The sequence below is a fragment of the Citrobacter werkmanii genome, assembly GCF_008693645.1.
In the GTDB taxonomy this organism is placed as follows: domain Bacteria; phylum Pseudomonadota; class Gammaproteobacteria; order Enterobacterales; family Enterobacteriaceae; genus Citrobacter; species Citrobacter werkmanii.
Window position 1 is genome coordinate 1979939 of record NZ_CP044101.1, and the last position, 19998, is coordinate 1999936.

Sequence of the window (19998 nt, forward strand, 5' to 3'; positions counted from 1 at the left end):
TGGGACATGACCCGGCAGGATTTATGCCTGCCGGGCAGTGTTGATCCTAAACACTCCTAACCCGGCAATACGCACCACCGTGGTGCGTTATTTGCACCGTTTCTTTGTTTTATGCCGGAGAGCACCTGAGTGAATGATGCAACCCCACGCCCACACGCGAAAATCCGCAAGGCGCTGACCCCGCTGCTTGAAATTCGCAACCTGACCAAGTCTTTCGACGGGCAACACGCCGTCGATGACGTCAATCTTACTATCTACAAAGGTGAAATATTTGCCCTGCTCGGCGCATCCGGCTGTGGCAAATCGACTCTGCTGCGCATGTTAGCGGGATTTGAACAGCCGACAACCGGGCAAATTATGCTTGATGGCGTCGATTTAGCGCACGTCCCGCCTTATCTGCGACCGATCAATATGATGTTTCAATCCTATGCCCTGTTTCCGCACATGACGGTAGAGCAGAACATTGCCTTTGGCCTCAAGCAGGACAAGCTGCCAAAAGCTGAAATTGCCAGCCGGGTGAATGAGATGCTGGGCCTGGTGCACATGCAGGAATTTGCCAAACGCAAACCGCATCAGCTTTCCGGCGGTCAGCGTCAACGTGTGGCGCTGGCGCGTAGCCTGGCGAAACGGCCGAAGTTGCTGCTGCTGGATGAACCGATGGGGGCGCTGGACAAAAAGCTCCGTGACCGGATGCAACTGGAAGTGGTGGATATCCTTGAACGCGTCGGCGTGACCTGCGTGATGGTAACGCACGATCAGGAAGAAGCCATGACGATGGCAGGGCGGATTGCGATCATGAACCGTGGGAAATTTGTGCAGATCGGCGAACCGGAAGAGATCTACGAGCATCCGACTACGCGCTATAGCGCCGAGTTTATCGGTTCGGTTAACGTCTTTGAAGGACTACTGAAAGAACGCCAGGAAGATGGGCTGATTATTGAGTCTCCTGGACTGGTGCATCCGCTGAAAGTAGATGCAGATGCGTCTATTGTCGATAACGTCCCAGTGTATGTTGCGCTGCGCCCGGAAAAAATCATGCTCTGTGAGGCTCCTCCCCCAGACGGTTATAACTTCGCGGTAGGCGAAGTGGTGCACATTGCCTATCTGGGCGATTTATCGGTGTATCACGTACGTTTGAAAAGCGGCCAGATGCTGAGCGCTCAGCTACAAAATGAACATCGTTATCGCAAGGGATTACCTACCTGGGGTGACGAGGTCCGTTTGTGCTGGGATGCAGACAGTTGTGTGGTGTTGACGGTTTAAGGAGCGAAGATGAGTACACTTGAACCTCCGGCGCGCGTGGATAAAGCTGGGCGATTCACGCTGCTTATGTCGCGGCTGCAAATGAACCACGGGCGCAAGCTGGTGATTGCGCTGCCGTATGTGTGGCTGCTGCTCCTGTTTCTTCTGCCGTTTCTGATCGTCTTCAAAATCAGTTTGGCTGAAATGGCGCGGGCTATTCCACCGTATACCGACCTCGTTTCATGGGCTGACGATCAGCTATCCATCACGCTCAACTTAGCCAACTTCCTGCAACTAACGGACGATCCGCTCTATTTTGATGCCTACCTGCAATCTTTGCAGGTGGCGGGGATTTCGACGATCTGTTGTCTGCTGTTGGGCTATCCGCTGGCGTGGGCCGTCGCACACAGTAAACCCTCGACACGCAATATTCTGTTACTGCTGGTGATCCTGCCGTCCTGGACGTCGTTTTTGATTCGCGTGTACGCCTGGATGGGGATCCTGAAAAATAACGGTGTACTGAATAACTTTCTGATGTGGCTGGGCGTTATCGATCAACCATTGACGATTCTGCACACCAATCTGGCGGTCTATATCGGGATTGTTTACGCCTATTTACCCTTTATGGTGCTGCCGATTTACACCGCGCTGACGCGTATTGATTATTCGCTGGTAGAGGCGGCGCTGGATTTGGGCGCCCGACCGTTGAAAACCTTCTTTAGCGTGATTGTGCCATTGACCAAAGGCGGGATTATCGCCGGATCGATGTTGGTGTTTATCCCGGCTGTGGGTGAGTTTGTAATTCCGGAACTGCTGGGCGGCCCGGATAGTATCATGATTGGTCGCGTGCTGTGGCAGGAGTTCTTTAATAACCGCGACTGGCCGGTGGCATCTGCCGTTGCCATTATTATGCTGCTGTTACTGATTGTGCCAATCATGTGGTTCCACAAATATCAGCAAAAAAGCATGGGGGAACACGGATGAATAACTTACCGGTCGTGCGTTCGCCGTGGCGTATTTTTATCCTGGTGCTGGGCTTTACCTTCCTGTACGCACCGATGCTGATGCTGGTTATCTATTCGTTTAACAGCTCGAAGCTGGTAACGGTCTGGGCGGGGTGGTCAACGCGTTGGTATGGTGAACTTTTCCACGATACCGCGATGATAAGCGCCGTTGGCATGAGCTTAACGATTGCTGCGGGTGCGGCGACGATGGCGGCAATCCTCGGCACTATAGCCGCCGTGGTAATGGTGCGTTTTGGCCGTTTTCGCGGATCGAATGGGTTTGCTTTTATGATTACCGCACCGCTGGTTATGCCGGATGTCATTACCGGTTTATCACTGCTGCTGCTGTTTGTGGCGCTGGCGCATGCCATCGGCTGGCCTGCGGATCGCGGTATGTTGACCATCTGGCTGGCGCACGTCACCTTCTGTACGGCGTACGTGGCGGTGGTGATTTCCTCACGGTTGCGCGAACTGGATCACTCCATTGAGGAAGCGGCGATGGATCTTGGCGCCACGCCGCTGAAGGTCTTTTTCGTTATCACGCTGCCGATGATTATGCCTGCGGTGATCTCCGGCTGGTTACTGGCCTTCACGTTGTCGCTTGATGATCTGGTTATCGCCAGCTTTGTCTCTGGTCCTGGCGCCACAACATTACCGATGCTGGTGTTCTCCAGCGTACGTATGGGGGTTAACCCGGAGATCAACGCGCTGGCGACGCTGATTCTTGGCGTGGTAGGAATCATCGGATTTATCGCGTGGTATCTGATGGCGCGAACAGAAAAACAACGGATTCGCGATATCCAACGTGCAAGACGCGGCTGAAAAAACTAAAATCTGCCAACCTGTCTATACGGCGCCGCTGTGGTGGCTGCGCCGTTTTCATGGAAGACGACGCGTTGGGATTTTTTAAGAAATCATCCACATCACATGCTCGCTTAAACGTCCCTGCGTTGGTGCAGGTGGCGGCGCTGGCTATTATCATGATCCGCTGTCTCGATCTGTTGATGATTTTTAATACGCTAGGGTTGCGCGGAACCAGCGAATTTATTCATCGCAGCGTGCAGACCTGGAATTTGACGCTGGTGTTTCTGGGCAGCCTGGCGCTGCTGTTTATTGAAATCTACTGCGCATTTTCGCTGGTGAAAGGACGTAACTGGGCACGTTGGGTTTATCTGTTGACCCAGATTATCGCCAGCGTTTATCTGTGGGCGGCCTCGTTGGGTTATGGTTATCCGGAACTGTTCAGCATTGCGGGAGAGTCCAGACGTGAGATCCTGCGTACGCTGGTGATGCAAAAGTTGCCGGATATGCTGGTGTTGCTGCTACTGTTTGTTCCCGCGTCCAGTCGGCGGTTCTTCCGTTTGCAGTAAATGTGGTCGGTGTTGTTTGTAGGCCGGATAAGGCGTTTACGCCGCCATCCGGCACCGACGCCGCACAATTGCCTGATGGCGACCCTAACGCGTCTTATCAGGCCTACGAAAGCTCAGGCCTGATATGCATCCCGAATGATTTTACGTATATAATCTCCGCCCTCGATCACGTAAAGGTTTTTGTATGCAGTGCGCACTCTATGACGCCGGTCGCTGTCGTTCCTGTCAGTGGATTGAACAGCCGGTTTCCCACCAACTCACCGCCAAAATGGCCGATTTACGCCAACTGCTTGCTGAACATGCGGTGGCGGAGTGGCGCGCGCCGGTCAGCGGCCCGGAACGCGCTTTTCGCAACAAAGCCAAAATGGTGGTCAGCGGCAGCGTGGAAAAACCACTGCTTGGGATGCTGCATCGTGACGGTACGCCGGAGGATTTGTGTGATTGTCCGCTCTATCCTGCGTCTTTTTCGCCCGTATTTGCCGCGCTCAAACCGTTTATCGCCCGTGCGGGGTTAACGCCCTATAATGTGGTGCGTAAACGCGGGGAGCTTAAATATCTGCTGTTAACGGAAAGCCGGTTTGATGGCGGTATGATGCTGCGCTTTGTCCTGCGTTCAGACGCCAAACTGGCGCAGTTGCGTGCAGCGTTACCGTGGTTGCAGGAACGGTTGCCACAGTTAAAAGTGATCACTGTGAATATTCAACCGGTGCATATGGCGATTATGGAAGGGGAGACAGAAATCTTCCTCACCGAACAACAGGCGCTGGCGGAACGCTTTAATGATGTGCCGCTGTGGATACGTCCGCAGAGCTTTTTCCAGACCAACCCAGTGGTGGCGGGACATTTATATGCCACCGCACGCGACTGGGTGCGCCAGCTTCCGGTTAATCATATGTGGGATCTGTTTTGCGGCGTAGGAGGGTTTGGTCTGCATTGCGCCACGCCGCAGATGAAACTGACAGGTATTGAAATCGCGCCAGAGGCGATTACCTGTGCGAAACAGTCGGCGCAGGAGCTTGGGTTGCAAAATCTGCGTTTTCAGGCGCTGGATTCGACTCAGTTTGCTACCGCCCAGGGCGAAGTACCCGATCTGGTTTTGGTGAACCCACCGCGTCGCGGGATTGGCAAATCGCTGTGCGATTTTCTTTCCCGCATGGCGCCACGTTTTATTGTCTATTCAAGCTGCAATGCGCAAACTATGGCGAAGGATATTCACGAGTTGCCAGGGTATCGCATTGACCGCGTTCAGCTTTTCGACATGTTCCCACATACCGCGCATTACGAAGTGTTAACGCTGCTCAGTCGACACTAACCCCATGCCTGATGGCGCTTCGCTTATCAGGCCTACGAGGAGGGGCATGACTGTAGGCCGGATAAGGCGCTTGCGCCGCATCCGGCAAATACAATATACGAAAAAAAAGCCCGTACTTGCGTACGAGCTCTTCTTAAAATATGGCGGTGAGGGGGGGATTGACTCGCTTTGCTCGCCCCTTCGGGGCAGCCCGTTCGCGATGCTCCCGGTCTGTCCAGCTGGCTGCGCCAGCAGTCGAACCCCGGTCGGGGCTTCTCATCCCCCCGCAGACGTGCAATATGCGAAAAAAAAGCCCGTACTTGCGTACGAGCTCTTCTTAAAATATGGCGGTGAGGGGGGGATTGACTCGCTTTGCTCGCCCCTTCGGGGCAGCCCGTTCGCGATGCTCCCGGTCTGTCCAGCTGGCTGCGCCAGCAGTCGAACCCCGGTCGGGGCTTCTCATCCCTCCGCAGACGTGCAACATGCGAAAAAAAAGCCCGTACTTGCGTACGAGCTCTTCTTAAAATATGGCGGTGAGGGGGGGATTCGAACCCCCGATACGTTGCCGTATACACACTTTCCAGGCGTGCTCCTTCAGCCACTCGGACACCTCACCATATTGTATTGCTGCCTGACCGCTTGGGGGGCAACGGGGCGCTACTATAGGGAGTTGCGCTAAAACGGTCAAGCAGAATTTACATGTTCACTGTTGTTTGGTTACGCAGTGTACATATTCCTCCGCCCGGACTGGCGCGGAGGATATAATTAACGCTGAGAGTCCAGTTTTTCGCCGTTGGTCACGACTTCCTGGGCTTTGCTGTAGCTTTCTATCAGCAACTGATACGCCGGGAAGACTTTGGTATACACTTCAGCCCATTCAGCGGCGTCTTCACGGTTCCATGTCCCCTGAATTTCAGAAGCGACGGCAGCGGTATCCATCGGCACGACGCCAGCCTGAACCACGCGTGCCAGGGTAATTTCCTGCGCCATTTTGCTGTAGGTGCCGGAGGCGTCGATTACCGCGAAGACCTTATAACCTTCAGCCACTGCGCTGATGGCCGGGAAAGCCATGCAGACGCTGGTGATCGTACCGGCGATAATCAGCGTCTTACGACCTGTTGCTTTTACCGCTTTAACGAAGTCTTCGTTATCCCAGGCGTTGATTTCGCCTTTACGCGCCACGTATTGGGCGTGGGGCGCATTGGCATGGATCTCAGGGATCAGCGGGCCATTAGGTCCCTGCGGTACAGACGCCGTGGTAATCACCGGCATTTTCGCCAGGGTGGCCATTTTAGCCAGCGCAGCAGCACGCGCACGCAGCTCTGGCATTGGCATATCGCCGACGGTCTGGAAAAGCCCGCTCTGATGGTCGATAAGCAGCATGACGGAATCATTCACATCGATGACCGGACGTGAACCATTAAAGTTTGCAGGACTGGACATATTCTTCTCCTTCGATTCAGATTTGGCCAAAACGGCCGGAGTTAAAATCGCGTACGGCTTCAGCGATTTCTTGTTTCGTGTTCATGACAAACGGGCCGTAACCTACAATTGGCTCGTTCAACGGTTCGCCAGACAGCAGCAGCACGATGGCATCGCTGGTGGCTTCAATGTGCAGCGTTTTCCCCTGCTGGCTTAGCACCACCAGTTGCGCTTCGCTGGCTGGCGTGGTGCCGTTTACGGTGATATTGCCTTTCAATACCACCAGCGCGGTGCTCCATCCTTCAGGCTGAGACAACGCGAGCTGATGATTACGTTGCAGTCGCATATCCCAGACGTTCAGCGGCGAAAAGGTATGTGCAGGCCCTTTGGTTTCCTCGTAGCTACCCGCAATAACGCGAACGCTTCCTGCTTCATCAGGCAGAGCAACCGTTGGGATAATATCGCTGGTGATGCTCTGATAACCCGGCGTGGCCATTTTGTCTTTTGCCGGCAGGTTGACCCACAGCTGTACCATTTCCAGTTCGCCGCCCCGACGGGTAAATTCCGGTGAATGGAACTCTTCGTGCAAAATTCCTGCACCTGCGGTCATCCACTGCACGTCGCCGGGACCGATAATGCCGCCGCGACCGGTTGAATCACGATGTTCAACTTCACCGCTGTAAACGATGGTCACCGTTTCAAAACCACGGTGAGGGTGTTCGCCGACGCCGCGCTTTTCGTTACCCGGTGTGAACGTATGCGGACCGGCGTAATCCAGCAGCAGGAATGGACTTAACTGCTCTGCATGAGACTGGTAAGAGAACATTGAGCGAACCGGAAATCCATCGCCAACCCAGTGCGGGCGAGGTGCGGTGTAGACGCCTGTTACTTGTTTCATTTGTGTCTCCTCAGTGGCGTTATCTTGATGTGAATAAGCTTATATTCATGACAGCGAATTGAGTAGTCGCTAAAATGGTCTTCACTGTCTCATAAATAGGACAATAAAATGACAAAGCCGGATCTCAATGATTTTGCCTGGTTTGTACATGTCGTAGAGGAAGGTGGTTTCGCGGCGGCGGGACGTGCGCTTGATGAACCGAAATCAAAACTGAGCCGACGTATTGCGCAACTTGAAGAGAGGTTGGGGGTTCGACTTATTCAGCGAACCACCCGGCAGTTTAACGTGACTGAAGTCGGACAAACCTTTTACGAACACTGTAAGGCGATGCTGGTGGAAGCGCAGGCGGCGCAGGATGCCATTGCGGCTTTACAGGTTGAGCCGCGTGGCGTTGTGAAGCTGACTTGTCCGGTCACCTTGTTGCATGTGCATATTGGGCCAATGCTTGCCCGATTTATGGCGCGTTATCCCGATGTATCCGTGCAGCTTGAGGCGACGAACCGTCGCGTTGATGTTATCGGTGAAGGTCTGGACGTGGCGATTCGCGTCAGACCTCGTCCATTTGAGGATAGCGACCTGGTGATGCGGGTACTTGCAGACAGGGGACACCGGTTATATGCCAGCCCGCGATTAATTGAACAAATGGGCGCGGTTAACTCCCCGGCGGAATTGACCCGTTGGCCGGGCCTGAGTCTGGCATCGGGTAAACATGTGCATCGCTGGGAGCTATTCGGCCCACAGGGCGCACGGGCGGAGGTGCATTTCACGCCGCGAATGATCACCACTGATATGCTGGCGTTACGTGAAGCCGCGATTGCCGGCGTGGGGGTTGTACAACTTCCGCAACTGATGGTGAAAGAGCAATTAGCGGCGGGTGAACTGGTGGCATTGCTCGACGGTTGGGAGCCCAAGCGGGAAATTATTCACGCAGTCTTTCCGTCTCGTCGGGGATTACTGCCCTCGGTACGCGCCCTGGTGGATTTCTTAACAGAAGAATATGCGCGGATGATTGAGGATTAAATACAGATCCTCAGCCTATAAAAAAGGCCGGTTAAACCGACCTTTTATTATCTGGACGCCATCATGGTGGCGTGAAAACAATCAGCGACTACGGAAGACAATGCGGCCTTTGCTCAGGTCGTACGGGGTCAGCTCAACAGTCACTTTGTCGCCCGTCAGGATGCGGATATAGTTTTTGCGCATTTTACCGGAGATGTGTGCAGTAACCACGTGACCGTTTTCTAACTCTACGCGGAACATGGTATTAGGTAACGTATCGAGAACGGTACCCTGCATTTCAATATTGTCTTCTTTGGCCATCTAATCCTCTGGGGTATCACTACCGTAATTTGAACCGGCAAGATAATGCCGAAGTTCTTTTAATAAGTAAAGATTTGTGCGTTTAAAACACAGCAAATCGGGTTTGGCGCATTACTCTGACCACCCACGGCAAAGCTGCACGTAAAGCGCAACGTATAAGGGAACGAGGAGATAAACGATAGGCGTTGCCTGGCGCGAACTGTTCCTTAACGGCGGCGGGGTAATGGGCTAAACCAACTCTGCGGCACAATTATAACACCCCGACAAAAAATGTGCCGAAAACATTCACCCCTGAGGCGAAAATAACGTCCTTGGTATCCAGAAGTGGCTCGGTAGCCGCTGCTGACGCAGTCTGCTCAGCTGCTCAAGGTACTCCCGCCGCGGGGTTTCGATGGCGCCCAGGGATGCTGTGTGGCTATTTAACACCTGGCAGTCGATTAATTTTCCGCCCTGACGGATAAATTCCGCGCAAAAAACAAGTAGTGCGGTCTTGGACGCATTTTCCTGACGACTGAACATTGATTCGCCACAAAACAGCGTACCTTGCGCTACGCCATACATGCCGCCGACTAATTCATTTTGTCGCCATACTTCAATTGAGTGCGCATGTCCCAGTTCGTGTAGCCGATGGTAAGCGTCCACCACATCGTGTGTGATCCAGGTACCTTCTTCCCGATCGTTCGCACAGCCTTCAATTACCTGACCGAACGCGTAGTTGAGCGTCACACGATAAGGCGAATTTTTATGAAAGCGTTTCATGCTGCGACTGAGGTGAAAGTTCTCAGGCCAAAGAATGGCGCGCGGATCGGGTGACCACCAGAGAATAGGGTCACCGGGAGAAAACCACGGGAAAATACCGCGCTGGTAGGCCATCAACAGGCGGGCAGGGCTAAGATCGCCTCCCAGCGCCAGTAAACCGTTAGGCTCGCGTAAAGCGCCTTCCGGTGATGGGAAGGCTATAGAATGGCGGGACAGTTGCACCAGGCGCATGACAGCGAAACTCCACTACGCGAGTTTGATCGTTCAATAATAGCTTACAGACGTTGCTTAAACTGGTAATAACGCCCCTGCCTGGCTAACAGATCTGCGTGATTACCTTGCTCAATAATTTGTCCGTTGTCCATCACTATTATTTGATCAAAACGCGACAATCCGCGCAGACGATGTGTGACCATCAGCACGGTTTTATCCCGCATCACATCGCCAATTAATTCAAGCATTTGGCTTTCTGTTGTGGCATCAAGCCCTTCGGTAGGCTCATCCAGCAGCATCAGCGGGGCATCATGCAGCAAGGCGCGGGCGATAGCCAGACGGCGGAGCTCGCCGCCGGAAAGCTGACGACCGCCTTCTCCCAACCAGGCGTTGAGCCCATCGTCTTCAAGCAGTTTTTCCAGACCGACGCGGCGCAGGATCGCGGATAATGCTTCATCGCTGGCGTGCGGAGCTGCCAGCAGCAGGTTATCGCGAAGCGTAGCGCTAAACAGATGTACGCGCTGTGGCACGACGCTGATGATTTGGCGCAACGTGGCTTCATTCAGGGCTGAAAGCGGTCGATCGTTAATCAGGATTTCGCCACTCTGCGGATCCCATGCGCGGGTCAGCAATTGCAGCAACGTTGACTTTCCGCAGCCGGTGCGACCTAAAATAGCGATGTGCTCACCGGGTTTTGCCAGTAAAGAAAGGGTGTCGAGTGCTTTTTGCGTCTGCCCCGGATAGCTGAATGAGACCTCACGCAGGGTAAGAGTGAGCTGCTCAGAAACCGGAGATTCGGTATCCGGGAAGGTGACTTCTGGCTGCTGTTCGGTCAGTTCGGTGATGCGTAATGCAGAGGCGATAACCTGGCCGAGATGCTGAAACGCGCCGGTGACAGGCGCTAATGCCTCAAACGCAGCCAGCGCACAGAAGACAAACAGCGCGATTAGCGCGCCTGGCTGGGTATTTCCGCCCACGTCGCCTGAGGCCATCCATAACATCATAATCACCGCCAGCGCGCCGATTAACAGCATGATCGCCTGCGACAGTGCCGTTAATTCGGACTGACGTCGCTGCGCTTCATGCCACTGCAATTCGGTGGCTTCCATTTGAGCCCGGTAGCGTTCACTGGCGCCGAAGATAGTTAATTCAGCCTGGCCCTGCAGCCAGGAGGTTAATTGCTGACGATATTGCCCACGCAAATGCGTCAGGTTTTGCCCGGTACTTTTGCCGGCCTGATAAAAAAGTGGAGGCAGAATGAATAAGGTCAGCAGCATAATACCGCCGAGGGTGACAGCCAGCGTGAAATCGAGAACGCTCAGTCCCAGCGTGACCACCATGATGACGACAAACGCTCCCACCAGCGGAGACAGAACGCGTAAATAAAGATGATCGAGCGTGTCGACATCAGCGACGACGCGGTTAAGTAATTCACCTTGTCTATAGCGGGACAGGCCAGCAGGGGAGAGCGGTAGCAGCTTGCTGAAGGTATAAATCCGCAGGTGTTGCAGCACTCGGAACGTGGCGTCGTGACTGACCAGGCGCTCGAAATAACGGCCTGCGGTTCGGGTGATTGCCGCACCACGTACGCCCGCGGCGGGGAGCATATAGTTAAAACTGTAAATTCCAGTGACGCCCACCACCGCAGAAGCAGACAGGAACCAACCTGAGAGCGTCAGCAAGCCAATACTGGCCAGCAGCGTAACGATCGCCAGAACGATGCCCAGCGTTAACATCCATTTGTGACGTTTATACAACGTCAGATAGGGTAGCAAAGCGCGCATTTAGATATCCTCCTGACGATGAGCCAGTAGTGTTGCAAAAGCACCGTTGGCAGCGCTAAGTTCAGCCCAGCTACCTTGTTCAACGATCTGACCATCCTGCATGACCCAGATAGCATCCCAGTCGGCAAGATCTTCAAGCTGGTGCGTCACCATCAGCGTGGTCTGGCGGCGCGATGCTGCGTTCAATGCCTGCATCACGCGTTGTTCACTGTGGGCATCAAGGCTGGCTGCGGGTTCGTCCAGCAGAAGCAACTGACATGGATTAAGTAACGCGCGCGCCACGGCCACGCGCTGCGCTTGACCAACAGAAAGTCGGGCCGCCTGATCGCCGACTGGCGTATCTACGCCCTGCGGCAGCAGCGGTAAAAACTCGCTCACCCAGGCGCTGTCGAGTGCGGCCTGAAGCTGTTCTTCACTGGCATCGGGCCGTGCCAGCAGTACGTTTTCGCGTAACGTGGCGGCAGGAAGCTGCGGGTTTTGCCCAACCCACGACAGCTGTTTGCGCCAGGAATCAGGCGACAGGTCGCGTAGTTCAAAACCGTTAATCCGCAGCGACCCTTGATAAGAAAGAAAGCCGGACAGAACATTCAGCAGCGAACTTTTTCCGGATCCGCTACGTCCTACCACTACCGCACGTTGACCTGCTGCCAGGGTAAAGTTGAGCGGTCCCGCAAGCACTTTGCCTTCCGGCGAGGTGATGACCAGACCTGCAGCCTCAATTGAAACGGCATCTTTCGTCGCCAGCTCAATCTCACCACGCTCAGGGTGCGCCAGCGGGGTTTCCATAAAGGTTTTCAGACTGTCTGCTGCTCCAACGGCTTGCGCTTTGGCGTGATAAAACGTCCCGAGATCGCGCAGGGGTTGGAAAAACTCCGGTGCCAGAATGAGCGCCAGGAAACCGGACGCCAGCGTGACGCCCATACCGTAGTGGCCGAAGTCGAGCTCGCCGAGGTAGGAAAAACCGAAGTAAACCGCGACCAGAGCGATAGACAACGACGTAAAGAACTCGAGGACCCCGGATGACAGGAATGCCAGGCGCAGGACTTCCATCGTGCGCTGGCGGAAATCCTGTGATGCTGCGCGAATACTTTCTGTTTCGGCTTCACCGCGGCCAAATATTCTCAGCGTTTCCATACCCCGGAGGCGATCGAGAAAATGACCGCTTAGTCGGGCAAGCGCCTGAAAGTTGCGGCGGTTAGCGTCGGCTGCGCCCATACCGACCATCGCCATAAACAGAGGGATTAGCGGGGCGGTTCCGAGCAGAATAAGAGCGGCTACCCAGTTTGACGGAAAAACGGCCGCCACAATCAACAGGGGAACGCATACGGCCAGCGCCATTTGCGGCAGATAACGCGCATAGTAGTCATGCATATCGTCAATCTGCTCGAGGATCAGGGTCGCCCAGCTCCCGGCTGGTTTACCCTGTATCCAGGCCGGACCCGCCTGTTGCAGGCGATCGAGAACCTGGCGACGAATCTCAAAGCGAATATGTTGCCCGGCGTGAAACCCGACGCGTTCGCGCAACCAGACGACCCATGCGCGCAGGATGAAAACCAAAATCAGCACGATGAAAGGGAGCAGAAGCGCTTCCCGGGGGATATTGCCCATGATCATATGGTCCAGAATTCGGGCCATGAGCCAGGCCTGAGCGACAATTAACAGGCCGCTCACGAATCCCAGCAGGCGTGAAATGTTCAGCCATCGTTGGGATATTACACTTTGCTGTTTTAACCAGCGGGTCAGCTCTTTTTGACGGGTTTTATTCATTGCACGCTTAGCAGGTGAGTTATTGGAATTTTTGGGCAGGACAATGTTACAACGAGGCAAAAATAAAGGCGACTTATAGTCGCCTTTTTTACTTTTGTTACTGATTTGTAAAACTTATTTGCAAGCGTCTGCCAGACCGTCGAGATAACGTTCTGCGTCAAGCGCAGCCATACAACCCGTGCCAGCAGAAGTGATCGCCTGGCGATAAATATGGTCCATCACGTCACCCGCTGCGAAGACGCCAGGAATGCTGGTTTGCGTCGCATTGCCGTGAATACCAGACTGAACTTTGATGTAGCCGTTTTCCAGTTCGAGCTGACCGTCGAAAATGGCGGTATTCGGGCTGTGACCGATGGCGACAAACAATCCCGCAACGTCAAGTGATTCAACGTTGTCAGTATTTTGCGTATCGCGCAGGCGCAGTCCGGTTACGCCCATTTGATCGCCAGTCACTTCTTCCAGCGTACGGTGCGTATGCAGCACGATGTTGCCGTTTTCCACTTTATCCATCAACCGCTTGATAAGAATTTTCTCAGCACGGAAGCTGTCGCGACGGTGAATCAAATGTACTTCAGATGCGATATTCGCCAGATACAACGCTTCTTCAACAGCGGTATTGCCACCGCCGATCACCGCAACTTTTTGGTTACGGTAGAAGAAACCGTCGCAGGTGGCGCAAGCGGAAACGCCGCGGCCTTTAAATGCTTCCTCTGAAGGCAAACCCAGGTAGCGTGCGGACGCGCCAGTGGCAATGATCAATGCGTCACAGGTGTATTCACCGCTGTCGCCGGTCAGGCGGAAAGGACGGTTTTGCAGATCAACTTTGCTGATGTGATCAAAAATGATTTCTGTCTCAAATTTGGTCGCATGTTCGTGCATACGTTCCATCAGCAATGGGCCAGTAAGATCGTGCGGATCGCCAGGCCAGTTTTCCACTTCTGTTGTTGTGGTCAGCTGACCACCTTTTTCCATACCGGTAATCAGTACCGGTTGCAGGTTAGCGCGTGCAGCGTAGACCGCAGCGGTATATCCCGCAGGGCCTGAGCCCAGAATAAGAAGTTTACTGTGTTTGGTTGCGCCCATGAGATCCCCATAGTTGTTGGCAGGCAATGAGCAGGATTGTAGGGAATTTACAGGCGTAAAAAAAGAGTATGGCGATTTTGTTAACAATATGTGTAATAGCGGAAACCGATGAACGACAGATTGAGTCGTAATACTATAACGATTTCTACTTAAAATCGGTCAGTTATAAGGTGATAAAATGACGAATTTCCATCACTGCGACTGAATAACTGGCATGTTGTACTAAAAATCGATGTTTTGCTTTGACAATCCCCTGCTGTTTTGCGAAAACATTCAAGGAAGAAAAAAACTGTGTCATGTATGTGCTGCATAATCATGCATGTAGATACCATGTTTACCGTGTTAGCGAAATCTACGCATGGTGTGGACAGATGCCATTCGTGATGTCGATAGCCGCCGACAGGCAACGGTCTTCTCACCATAAACCCAGACATTGCAAGCCGTAAATCCCTCTGGGCTGCGGTTTATTTTGATGGGGAGCGACTCTGAACAGTGATGTTAGTAGAGTCAGGCAGGAGTAGGGAAGGAATACAGAGAGACAATAATAATGGTAGATAGTAAGAAGCGCCCTGGCAAAGATCTCGACCGTATTGATCGTAACATTCTTAATGAGCTGCAAAAGGATGGGCGTATTTCTAACGTCGAGCTTTCTAAACGTGTGGGACTTTCACCGACGCCCTGCCTTGAGCGTGTGCGTCGGTTGGAAAGGCAGGGTTTCATTCAGGGCTATACAGCGCTGTTAAACCCACATTATCTGGATGCATCACTTCTGGTTTTTGTTGAGATAACTCTGAATCGTGGCGCCCCGGATGTGTTTGAACAATTTAACTCTGCAGTACAAAAACTTGAAGAAATTCAAGAGTGTCATTTAGTTTCCGGTGATTTCGACTATTTGCTGAAAACACGCGTACCGGATATGTCAGCATACCGTAAGCTGCTGGGGGAAACCCTGCTGCGTCTGCCTGGCGTAAATGACACACGTACTTATGTAGTAATGGAAGAAGTCAAACAGAGCAATCGTCTGGTAATTAAGACGCGCTAACACGGAACAGGTGCAAAATCGACGCAGTTTGATTACACTCCTGTTAATCCATACAGCAACAGTGCCGGGGCAACCCGGTGCTGTTGTCCGTTTTAGCATCGGGCAGGAAAAGCCTGAAACCTGGAGAGCCGTTTTTGAGCCAGGAATACACTGAAGACAAAGACGTCACATTGACGAAGTTAAGCAGCGGGCGCCGACTTCTGGAAGCGCTACTGATCCTTATTGCCCTTTTTGCCGTCTGGTTGATGGCTGCCTTACTCAGCTTTAACCCTTCGGATCCCAGTTGGTCGCAAACCGCATGGCATGAACCTATCCATAACCTGGGAGGCATTCCCGGTGCATGGCTGGCGGACACGCTGTTCTTTATTTTTGGCGTCATGGCCTACACCATTCCGGTCATTATTGTCGGCGGCTGCTGGTTTGCCTGGCGACACCAGGCCAGCGACGAATACGTCGATTATTTTGCTGTTTCATTGCGCATTATTGGCGTTCTGGCCCTGATCCTCACCTCCTGCGGGCTGGCCGCAATTAACGCCGATGACATCTGGTATTTCGCCTCTGGCGGGGTGATTGGCAGTCTGCTCAGCACTACGCTGCAGCCATTACTGCACAGTAGCGGCGGTACGCTTACGCTTTTGTGCATCTGGGCTGCGGGATTAACGCTGTTTACCGGCTGGTCATGGGTGAGCATTGCGGAAAAACTGGGTGGCTGGTTACTTAATATCCTGACATTTGCCAGCAACCGTACCCGCCGCGACGATACCTGGGTCGATGACGAAGAATATGAAGATGAAGAAGAGTTTGTCGACGCCGCTGATGGTAAACCCCATGAATCGCGTCGGGCTCGAATTCTGCGCGGTGCGTTAGCGCGCCGTAAACGCCTGGCTCAGAAATTTACCAATCCGCTGGGCCGTCATACTGATGCTGCGCTGTTCTCCGGCAAACGCATGGATGATGAAGACGACATTGAATACAGCGCCCGTGGCGTGGTCGCCGATCCGAACGATGTGCTGTTTTCCGGTAATCGGGCAACATTGCCTGAATACGACGAACTCGATCCACTGCTGAACGGTCATTCGGTGACAGAGCCGGTAGCTGCCGCAGCAGCAGCCACAACGGCATCGCAGGCCTGGAGCGCGCCGGTTGATCCGCTGTTGCAAACGTCGCCAGTTACCAGCACCGTTATGGAACAATCGACGCCAGCCGTTGCCTGGCAATCCGCGCCTGGCCCGCAAACCGGTGATGCGGTGATTGCGCCTGCGCCTGAAGGTTATCCGCAGTCAGCCGAATATGCTCAGCCTGCGGTGCAGCAGCCGTATGAGCCATGGCAACAGCCGGTTGCACAGGAGAATCCTCAGCCGGAATATTACGCACCGCAAACGTCTGAACCGGTGTATGCGCAACCCGCCGCGCCGCAGCCGCAGGAATTCACCGCGCAGCAAAACTGGCAGCAGGAACCTGTTTATCAGCCGGAGCCTGAGCCGCAACCGGTCTATCAGCAGGAGCCTGGCTTCCAACAATCTTCCGCGTTCCAGCAACCGGTGGTTGAACAACCTTCTGTAGTGGAACCTGAGCCAGTTGTTGAGGAGACGAAACCCTCTCGTCCGCCGCTCTACTATTTTGAAGAAGTCGAAGAGAAACGAGCGCGCGAGCGTGAGCAGTTGGCCGCCTGGTATCAGCCTATTCCAGAACCCGCTCAGGAGCCCGAGCGTGTTAAGCCGTCTATGCCATCTATGCCGACGGCTGCCTCCATTCCGCCCGTTGAGTCTGTTGCTGCCGTTGCGCCGCTGGCTGCCGGGGTGAAAAGCGCCGCTTCTGGGGCAAGTGCCGCTGCCGCAGCACCTGTGTTTAGCCTTGCGGGTAGCGGTGCGCCGCGTCCGCAGGTGAAAGAAGGGATTGGCCCGCAACTGCCGCGCCCGAATCGTGTGCGCGTGCCTACTCGTCGGGAGTTAGCATCGTATGGCATAAAACTGCCGTCACAGCGTATGGCTGAAGAGAAAGCTCGCGAAGAGCAGCTTGATACCAATGCGTACAGCGACGATGAAATTGATGCAATGCAGCAGGATGAGCTGGCACGTCAGTTTGCCCAGTCTCAGCAGCACCGTTATGGCGATGATTATCAGGACGATACCCATCAGACTGATGACGAAGATTTGGCCGCAGAAGCGGAACTGGCTCGCCAGTTTGCCTCGTCCCAGCAGCAGCGCTATTCCGGCGAACAGCCTGCCGGGGCCAATCCGTTCTCGCTTGATGACTTTGAATTTTCGCCAATGAAAACGCTGGTGGATGACGGTCCGCATGAGCCGCTGTTTACGCCAGGCGTGATGCCGGAGCCTGCGCCGCAGCACCAGGAACCAGTCGCACCGCAGCAGCATTACCAGCAGCCGGCACAGCCTGTCGCACCGCAGCAGCATTATCAGCAGCCGGCACAGCCTGTCGCACCGCAGCAGTATTATCAGCAGCCGGCACAGTCTGTCGCACCGCAGCAGCATTACCAGCAGCCAGCACAGCCTGTTACACCGCCGCCGCAGGATAGCCTGATCCATCCACTCTTGATGCGTAACGGCGACAGCCGTCCGGTTCAACGTCCGAGTACGCCGCTGCCATCGTTAGATCTGCTCACGCCGCCGCCGAGTGAAGTTGAGCCGATTGATACTTTTGCACTGGAACAAATGGCGCGTCTGGTGGAAGCGCGTCTGGCGGACTTCCGTATTAAAGCTGATGTAGTGAACTACTCTCCAGGGCCGGTCATTACCCGTTTTGAACTAAACCTGGCACCAGGGGTTAAAGCGGCGCGCATTTCCAACCTGTCACGAGATCTGGCGCGTTCGTTGTCGACCGCTGCGGTCCGCGTGGTCGAGGTCATTCCTGGTAAACCGTATGTCGGACTGGAATTACCGAATAAAAAACGTCAAACCGTTTATCTGCGCGAAGTGTTAGATAACGCGAAATTCCGTGATAACTCGTCCCCGTTGACTGTGGTGCTGGGTAAAGATATTGCGGGCGAACCGGTTGTTGCCGATCTGGCGAAAATGCCGCACCTGCTGGTGGCAGGGACTACCGGTTCCGGTAAGTCTGTTGGGGTGAACGCCATGATCCTCAGCATGCTGTATAAGGCGCAGCCAGAAGACGTTCGCTTTATCATGATTGACCCTAAAATGCTGGAGCTGTCGGTTTATGAAGGCATTCCGCATCTGCTGACTGAAGTTGTGACCGACATGAAAGATGCTGCCAACGCTTTGCGCTGGAGCGTCAATGAAATGGAACGTCGCTACAAACTGATGTCGGCGCTCGGCGTACGTAACCTTGCCGGTTATAACGAGAAAATCGCCGAAGCAGCTCGTATGGGACGTCCGATCCCGGACCCGTACTGGAAGCCGGGCGACAGCATGGACGTTCAGCATCCAGTGCTGGAAAAACTGCCGTATATCGTTGTTCTGGTGGATGAATTCGCCGATCTAATGATGACCGTAGGTAAGAAAGTGGAAGAACTGATTGCACGTCTGGCGCAAAAAGCGCGTGCGGCGGGGATCCACCTGGTGCTGGCAACCCAGCGACCATCCGTTGACGTCATTACCGGTCTGATTAAAGCGAATATCCCGACGCGTATTGCCTTTACCGTGTCCAGCAAAATTGACTCGCGTACTATCCTTGATCAGGGCGGCGCGGAATCGCTGCTGGGGATGGGCGATATGCTCTATTCGGCGCCGAACTCGACGATTCCTGTGCGTGTACACGGTGCCTTTGTTCGTGACGAAGAAGTTCATGCGGTGGTTCAGGACTGGAAAGCGCGCGGTCGTCCACAATATGTTGATGGCATTACCTCAGACAGCGAAAGCGAAGGTGGCGCTGGCGGCTTTGATGGTGGCGAAGAGTTAGATCCGTTGTTCGATCAGGCGGTGAACTTTGTTACCCAAAAACGCAAAGCTTCCATCTCCGGTGTTCAACGACAGTTCCGTATCGGCTACAACCGAGCGGCGCGCATCATCGAACAGATGGAAGCGCAGGGAATTGTCAGTGAGCAAGGGCATAATGGTAATCGTGAAGTGTTGGCTCCGCCGCCCTTCGATTGATTGCAAAGTTAAGTAATTCAGTATTATCTACTTTCCTCATGCTGTTTTTTGGCCTGAAATGGATAGCAGAGGGATCTCCCCGTTGGGAGTGACGTATTTTGAGGAATAACGATGAAAAGAATCGCAATCACCTGTGCATTACTGTCGAGCTTTGTAGTGAGCAGCGTCTGGGCTGATGCTGCCAGCGACCTGAAAAGCCGCCTGGATAAAGTCAGTAGCTTCCATGCCAGCTTTAAGCAAAAGGTTACGGACGGTAGCGGTGCGGCAGTGCAGGAGGGGCAGGGTGATTTATGGGTTAAACGTCCTAATCTGTTTAACTGGCACATGACGCAGCCTGACGAGAGCATCCTGGTCTCCGATGGTAAAACGCTGTGGTTCTTTAACCCGTTTGTTGAACAAGCTACTGCAACCTGGCTGAAAGACGCCACCGGCAACACGCCGTTCATGTTGATTGCGCGTAACCAGGCCAGCGACTGGCAGCAGTACAACATTAAGCAAAACGGCGATGATTTCGTGCTGACGCCGAAAACCAGCAACGGAAACCTGAAACAGTTTACGATCAATGTTGGGCGTGACGGGACGATCCATCAGTTTAGCGCCGTTGAGCAAGACGATCAGCGCAGCAGCTATCAACTGAAATCGCAGCAGAATGGCGCGATTGAACCATCTAAATTCACCTTTACCCCGCCACAAGGTGTAACGGTTGACGATCAACGTAAATAGAGGCGTG

16 protein-coding genes, 1 tRNA gene and 1 other RNA gene are annotated in these 19998 nt (G+C 53.9%); 9 read left to right on the plus strand and 9 right to left on the minus strand.

The features are described 5' to 3' along the window. Nucleotides 1-129 precede the first annotated feature (129 nt). From potG to rlmC, 5 genes are all read left to right on the plus strand, one after another. Entirely contained in the window at nucleotides 130-1263 is a 1134-nt protein-coding gene (gene potG / locus FOB24_RS10080; RefSeq protein WP_069323238.1) for a putrescine ABC transporter ATP-binding subunit PotG, read from the plus strand. A 9-nt stretch (nucleotides 1264-1272) separates the two neighbouring features. Next, nucleotides 1273-2226, plus strand: a complete 954-nt coding sequence (potH, locus tag FOB24_RS10085; protein WP_069323239.1) for a putrescine ABC transporter permease PotH — start codon at nucleotides 1273-1275, stop codon at nucleotides 2224-2226. Continuing rightward, a complete protein-coding gene (potI, locus tag FOB24_RS10090) occupies nucleotides 2223-3068 on the plus strand; it encodes a putrescine ABC transporter permease PotI (RefSeq protein WP_038639247.1) in 846 nt (281 codons plus the stop codon). The genes potH and potI overlap by 4 nt, the downstream gene beginning before the upstream one ends. A gap of 59 nt (nucleotides 3069-3127) precedes the next feature. Then, the gene (locus FOB24_RS10095; protein WP_038639250.1) at nucleotides 3128-3616 is read left to right on the plus strand and encodes a YbjO family protein; all 489 of its coding nucleotides are present in this window, start codon (nucleotides 3128-3130) and stop codon (nucleotides 3614-3616) included. A 184-nt stretch (nucleotides 3617-3800) separates the two neighbouring features. Then, a complete protein-coding gene (rlmC, locus tag FOB24_RS10100) occupies nucleotides 3801-4928 on the plus strand; it encodes a 23S rRNA (uracil(747)-C(5))-methyltransferase RlmC (RefSeq protein ID WP_150344851.1) in 1128 nt (375 codons plus the stop codon). A gap of 141 nt (nucleotides 4929-5069) precedes the next feature. On the opposite strand, the gene FOB24_RS10105 is transcribed toward rlmC, so the two are convergent. The 4 genes from FOB24_RS10105 to FOB24_RS10120 form a co-directional block, all read right to left on the minus strand. Beyond that, nucleotides 5070-5208: non-coding RNA, RtT sRNA (locus FOB24_RS10105), on the minus strand. A gap of 227 nt (nucleotides 5209-5435) precedes the next feature. Next, a tRNA-Ser gene (locus tag FOB24_RS10110) sits at nucleotides 5436-5523 on the minus strand. Between the two features lie 149 nt (nucleotides 5524-5672). Further along, entirely contained in the window at nucleotides 5673-6350 is a 678-nt protein-coding gene (locus FOB24_RS10115; protein ID WP_032939929.1) for an isochorismatase family protein, read from the minus strand. A 16-nt stretch (nucleotides 6351-6366) separates the two neighbouring features. Next, nucleotides 6367-7227, minus strand: coding sequence for a pirin family protein (locus tag FOB24_RS10120; RefSeq protein WP_150344852.1), 861 nt, complete (start codon nucleotides 7225-7227; stop codon nucleotides 6367-6369). 108 nt (nucleotides 7228-7335) lie between these two features. Here FOB24_RS10120 and FOB24_RS10125 point away from each other — a divergent pair, with 108 nt between their 5' ends. Continuing rightward, on the plus strand, nucleotides 7336-8247 hold the full coding sequence (locus FOB24_RS10125; RefSeq protein WP_069323241.1) for a LysR family transcriptional regulator: 912 nt from the start codon (nucleotides 7336-7338) through the stop codon (nucleotides 8245-8247). Nucleotides 8248-8328: 81 nt separating this feature from the next. Here the strand turns inward: FOB24_RS10125 and infA are convergent, their stop codons facing one another. The 5 genes from infA to trxB all read right to left on the minus strand — a co-directional run bounded on the left by infA (nucleotide 8329) and on the right by trxB (nucleotide 14153). Next, complete coding sequence (gene infA / locus FOB24_RS10130) at nucleotides 8329-8547, minus strand: translation initiation factor IF-1 (protein WP_002211347.1); 219 nt, start codon at nucleotides 8545-8547, stop codon at nucleotides 8329-8331. A gap of 285 nt (nucleotides 8548-8832) precedes the next feature. Further along, the gene (aat, locus tag FOB24_RS10140) at nucleotides 8833-9537 is read right to left on the minus strand and encodes a leucyl/phenylalanyl-tRNA--protein transferase (RefSeq protein WP_038639268.1); all 705 of its coding nucleotides are present in this window, start codon (nucleotides 9535-9537) and stop codon (nucleotides 8833-8835) included. 44 nt (nucleotides 9538-9581) lie between these two features. Continuing rightward, nucleotides 9582-11303: a heme ABC transporter ATP-binding protein/permease CydC gene (gene cydC, locus FOB24_RS10145; RefSeq protein WP_069323242.1), complete on the minus strand. Its 1722-nt coding sequence runs from the start codon at nucleotides 11301-11303 to the stop codon at nucleotides 9582-9584. Then, nucleotides 11304-13070, minus strand: coding sequence for a heme ABC transporter permease/ATP-binding protein CydD (gene cydD / locus FOB24_RS10150; protein ID WP_150344853.1), 1767 nt, complete (start codon nucleotides 13068-13070; stop codon nucleotides 11304-11306). It abuts the gene before it with no gap. A 114-nt stretch (nucleotides 13071-13184) separates the two neighbouring features. Beyond that, nucleotides 13185-14153, minus strand: a complete 969-nt coding sequence (gene trxB / locus FOB24_RS10155; RefSeq protein ID WP_003831889.1) for a thioredoxin-disulfide reductase — start codon at nucleotides 14151-14153, stop codon at nucleotides 13185-13187. Between the two features lie 547 nt (nucleotides 14154-14700). Here trxB and lrp point away from each other — a divergent pair. The 3 genes from lrp (at nucleotide 14701) to lolA (ending at nucleotide 19991) form a co-directional block, all read left to right on the plus strand. Continuing rightward, complete coding sequence (lrp, locus tag FOB24_RS10160; protein WP_002439523.1) at nucleotides 14701-15195, plus strand: leucine-responsive transcriptional regulator Lrp; 495 nt, start codon at nucleotides 14701-14703, stop codon at nucleotides 15193-15195. Nucleotides 15196-15329: 134 nt separating this feature from the next. Then, nucleotides 15330-19268 carry a DNA translocase FtsK gene (gene ftsK / locus FOB24_RS10165; protein WP_150344854.1) on the plus strand — a complete coding sequence of 1313 codons (3939 nt, stop codon included), beginning with the start codon at nucleotides 15330-15332 and terminating at the stop codon, nucleotides 19266-19268. Between the two features lie 111 nt (nucleotides 19269-19379). Beyond that, nucleotides 19380-19991 carry an outer membrane lipoprotein chaperone LolA gene (gene lolA, locus FOB24_RS10170; protein ID WP_150344855.1) on the plus strand — a complete coding sequence of 204 codons (612 nt, stop codon included), beginning with the start codon at nucleotides 19380-19382 and terminating at the stop codon, nucleotides 19989-19991. The last annotated feature ends 7 nt before the right edge of the window (nucleotides 19992-19998 follow it).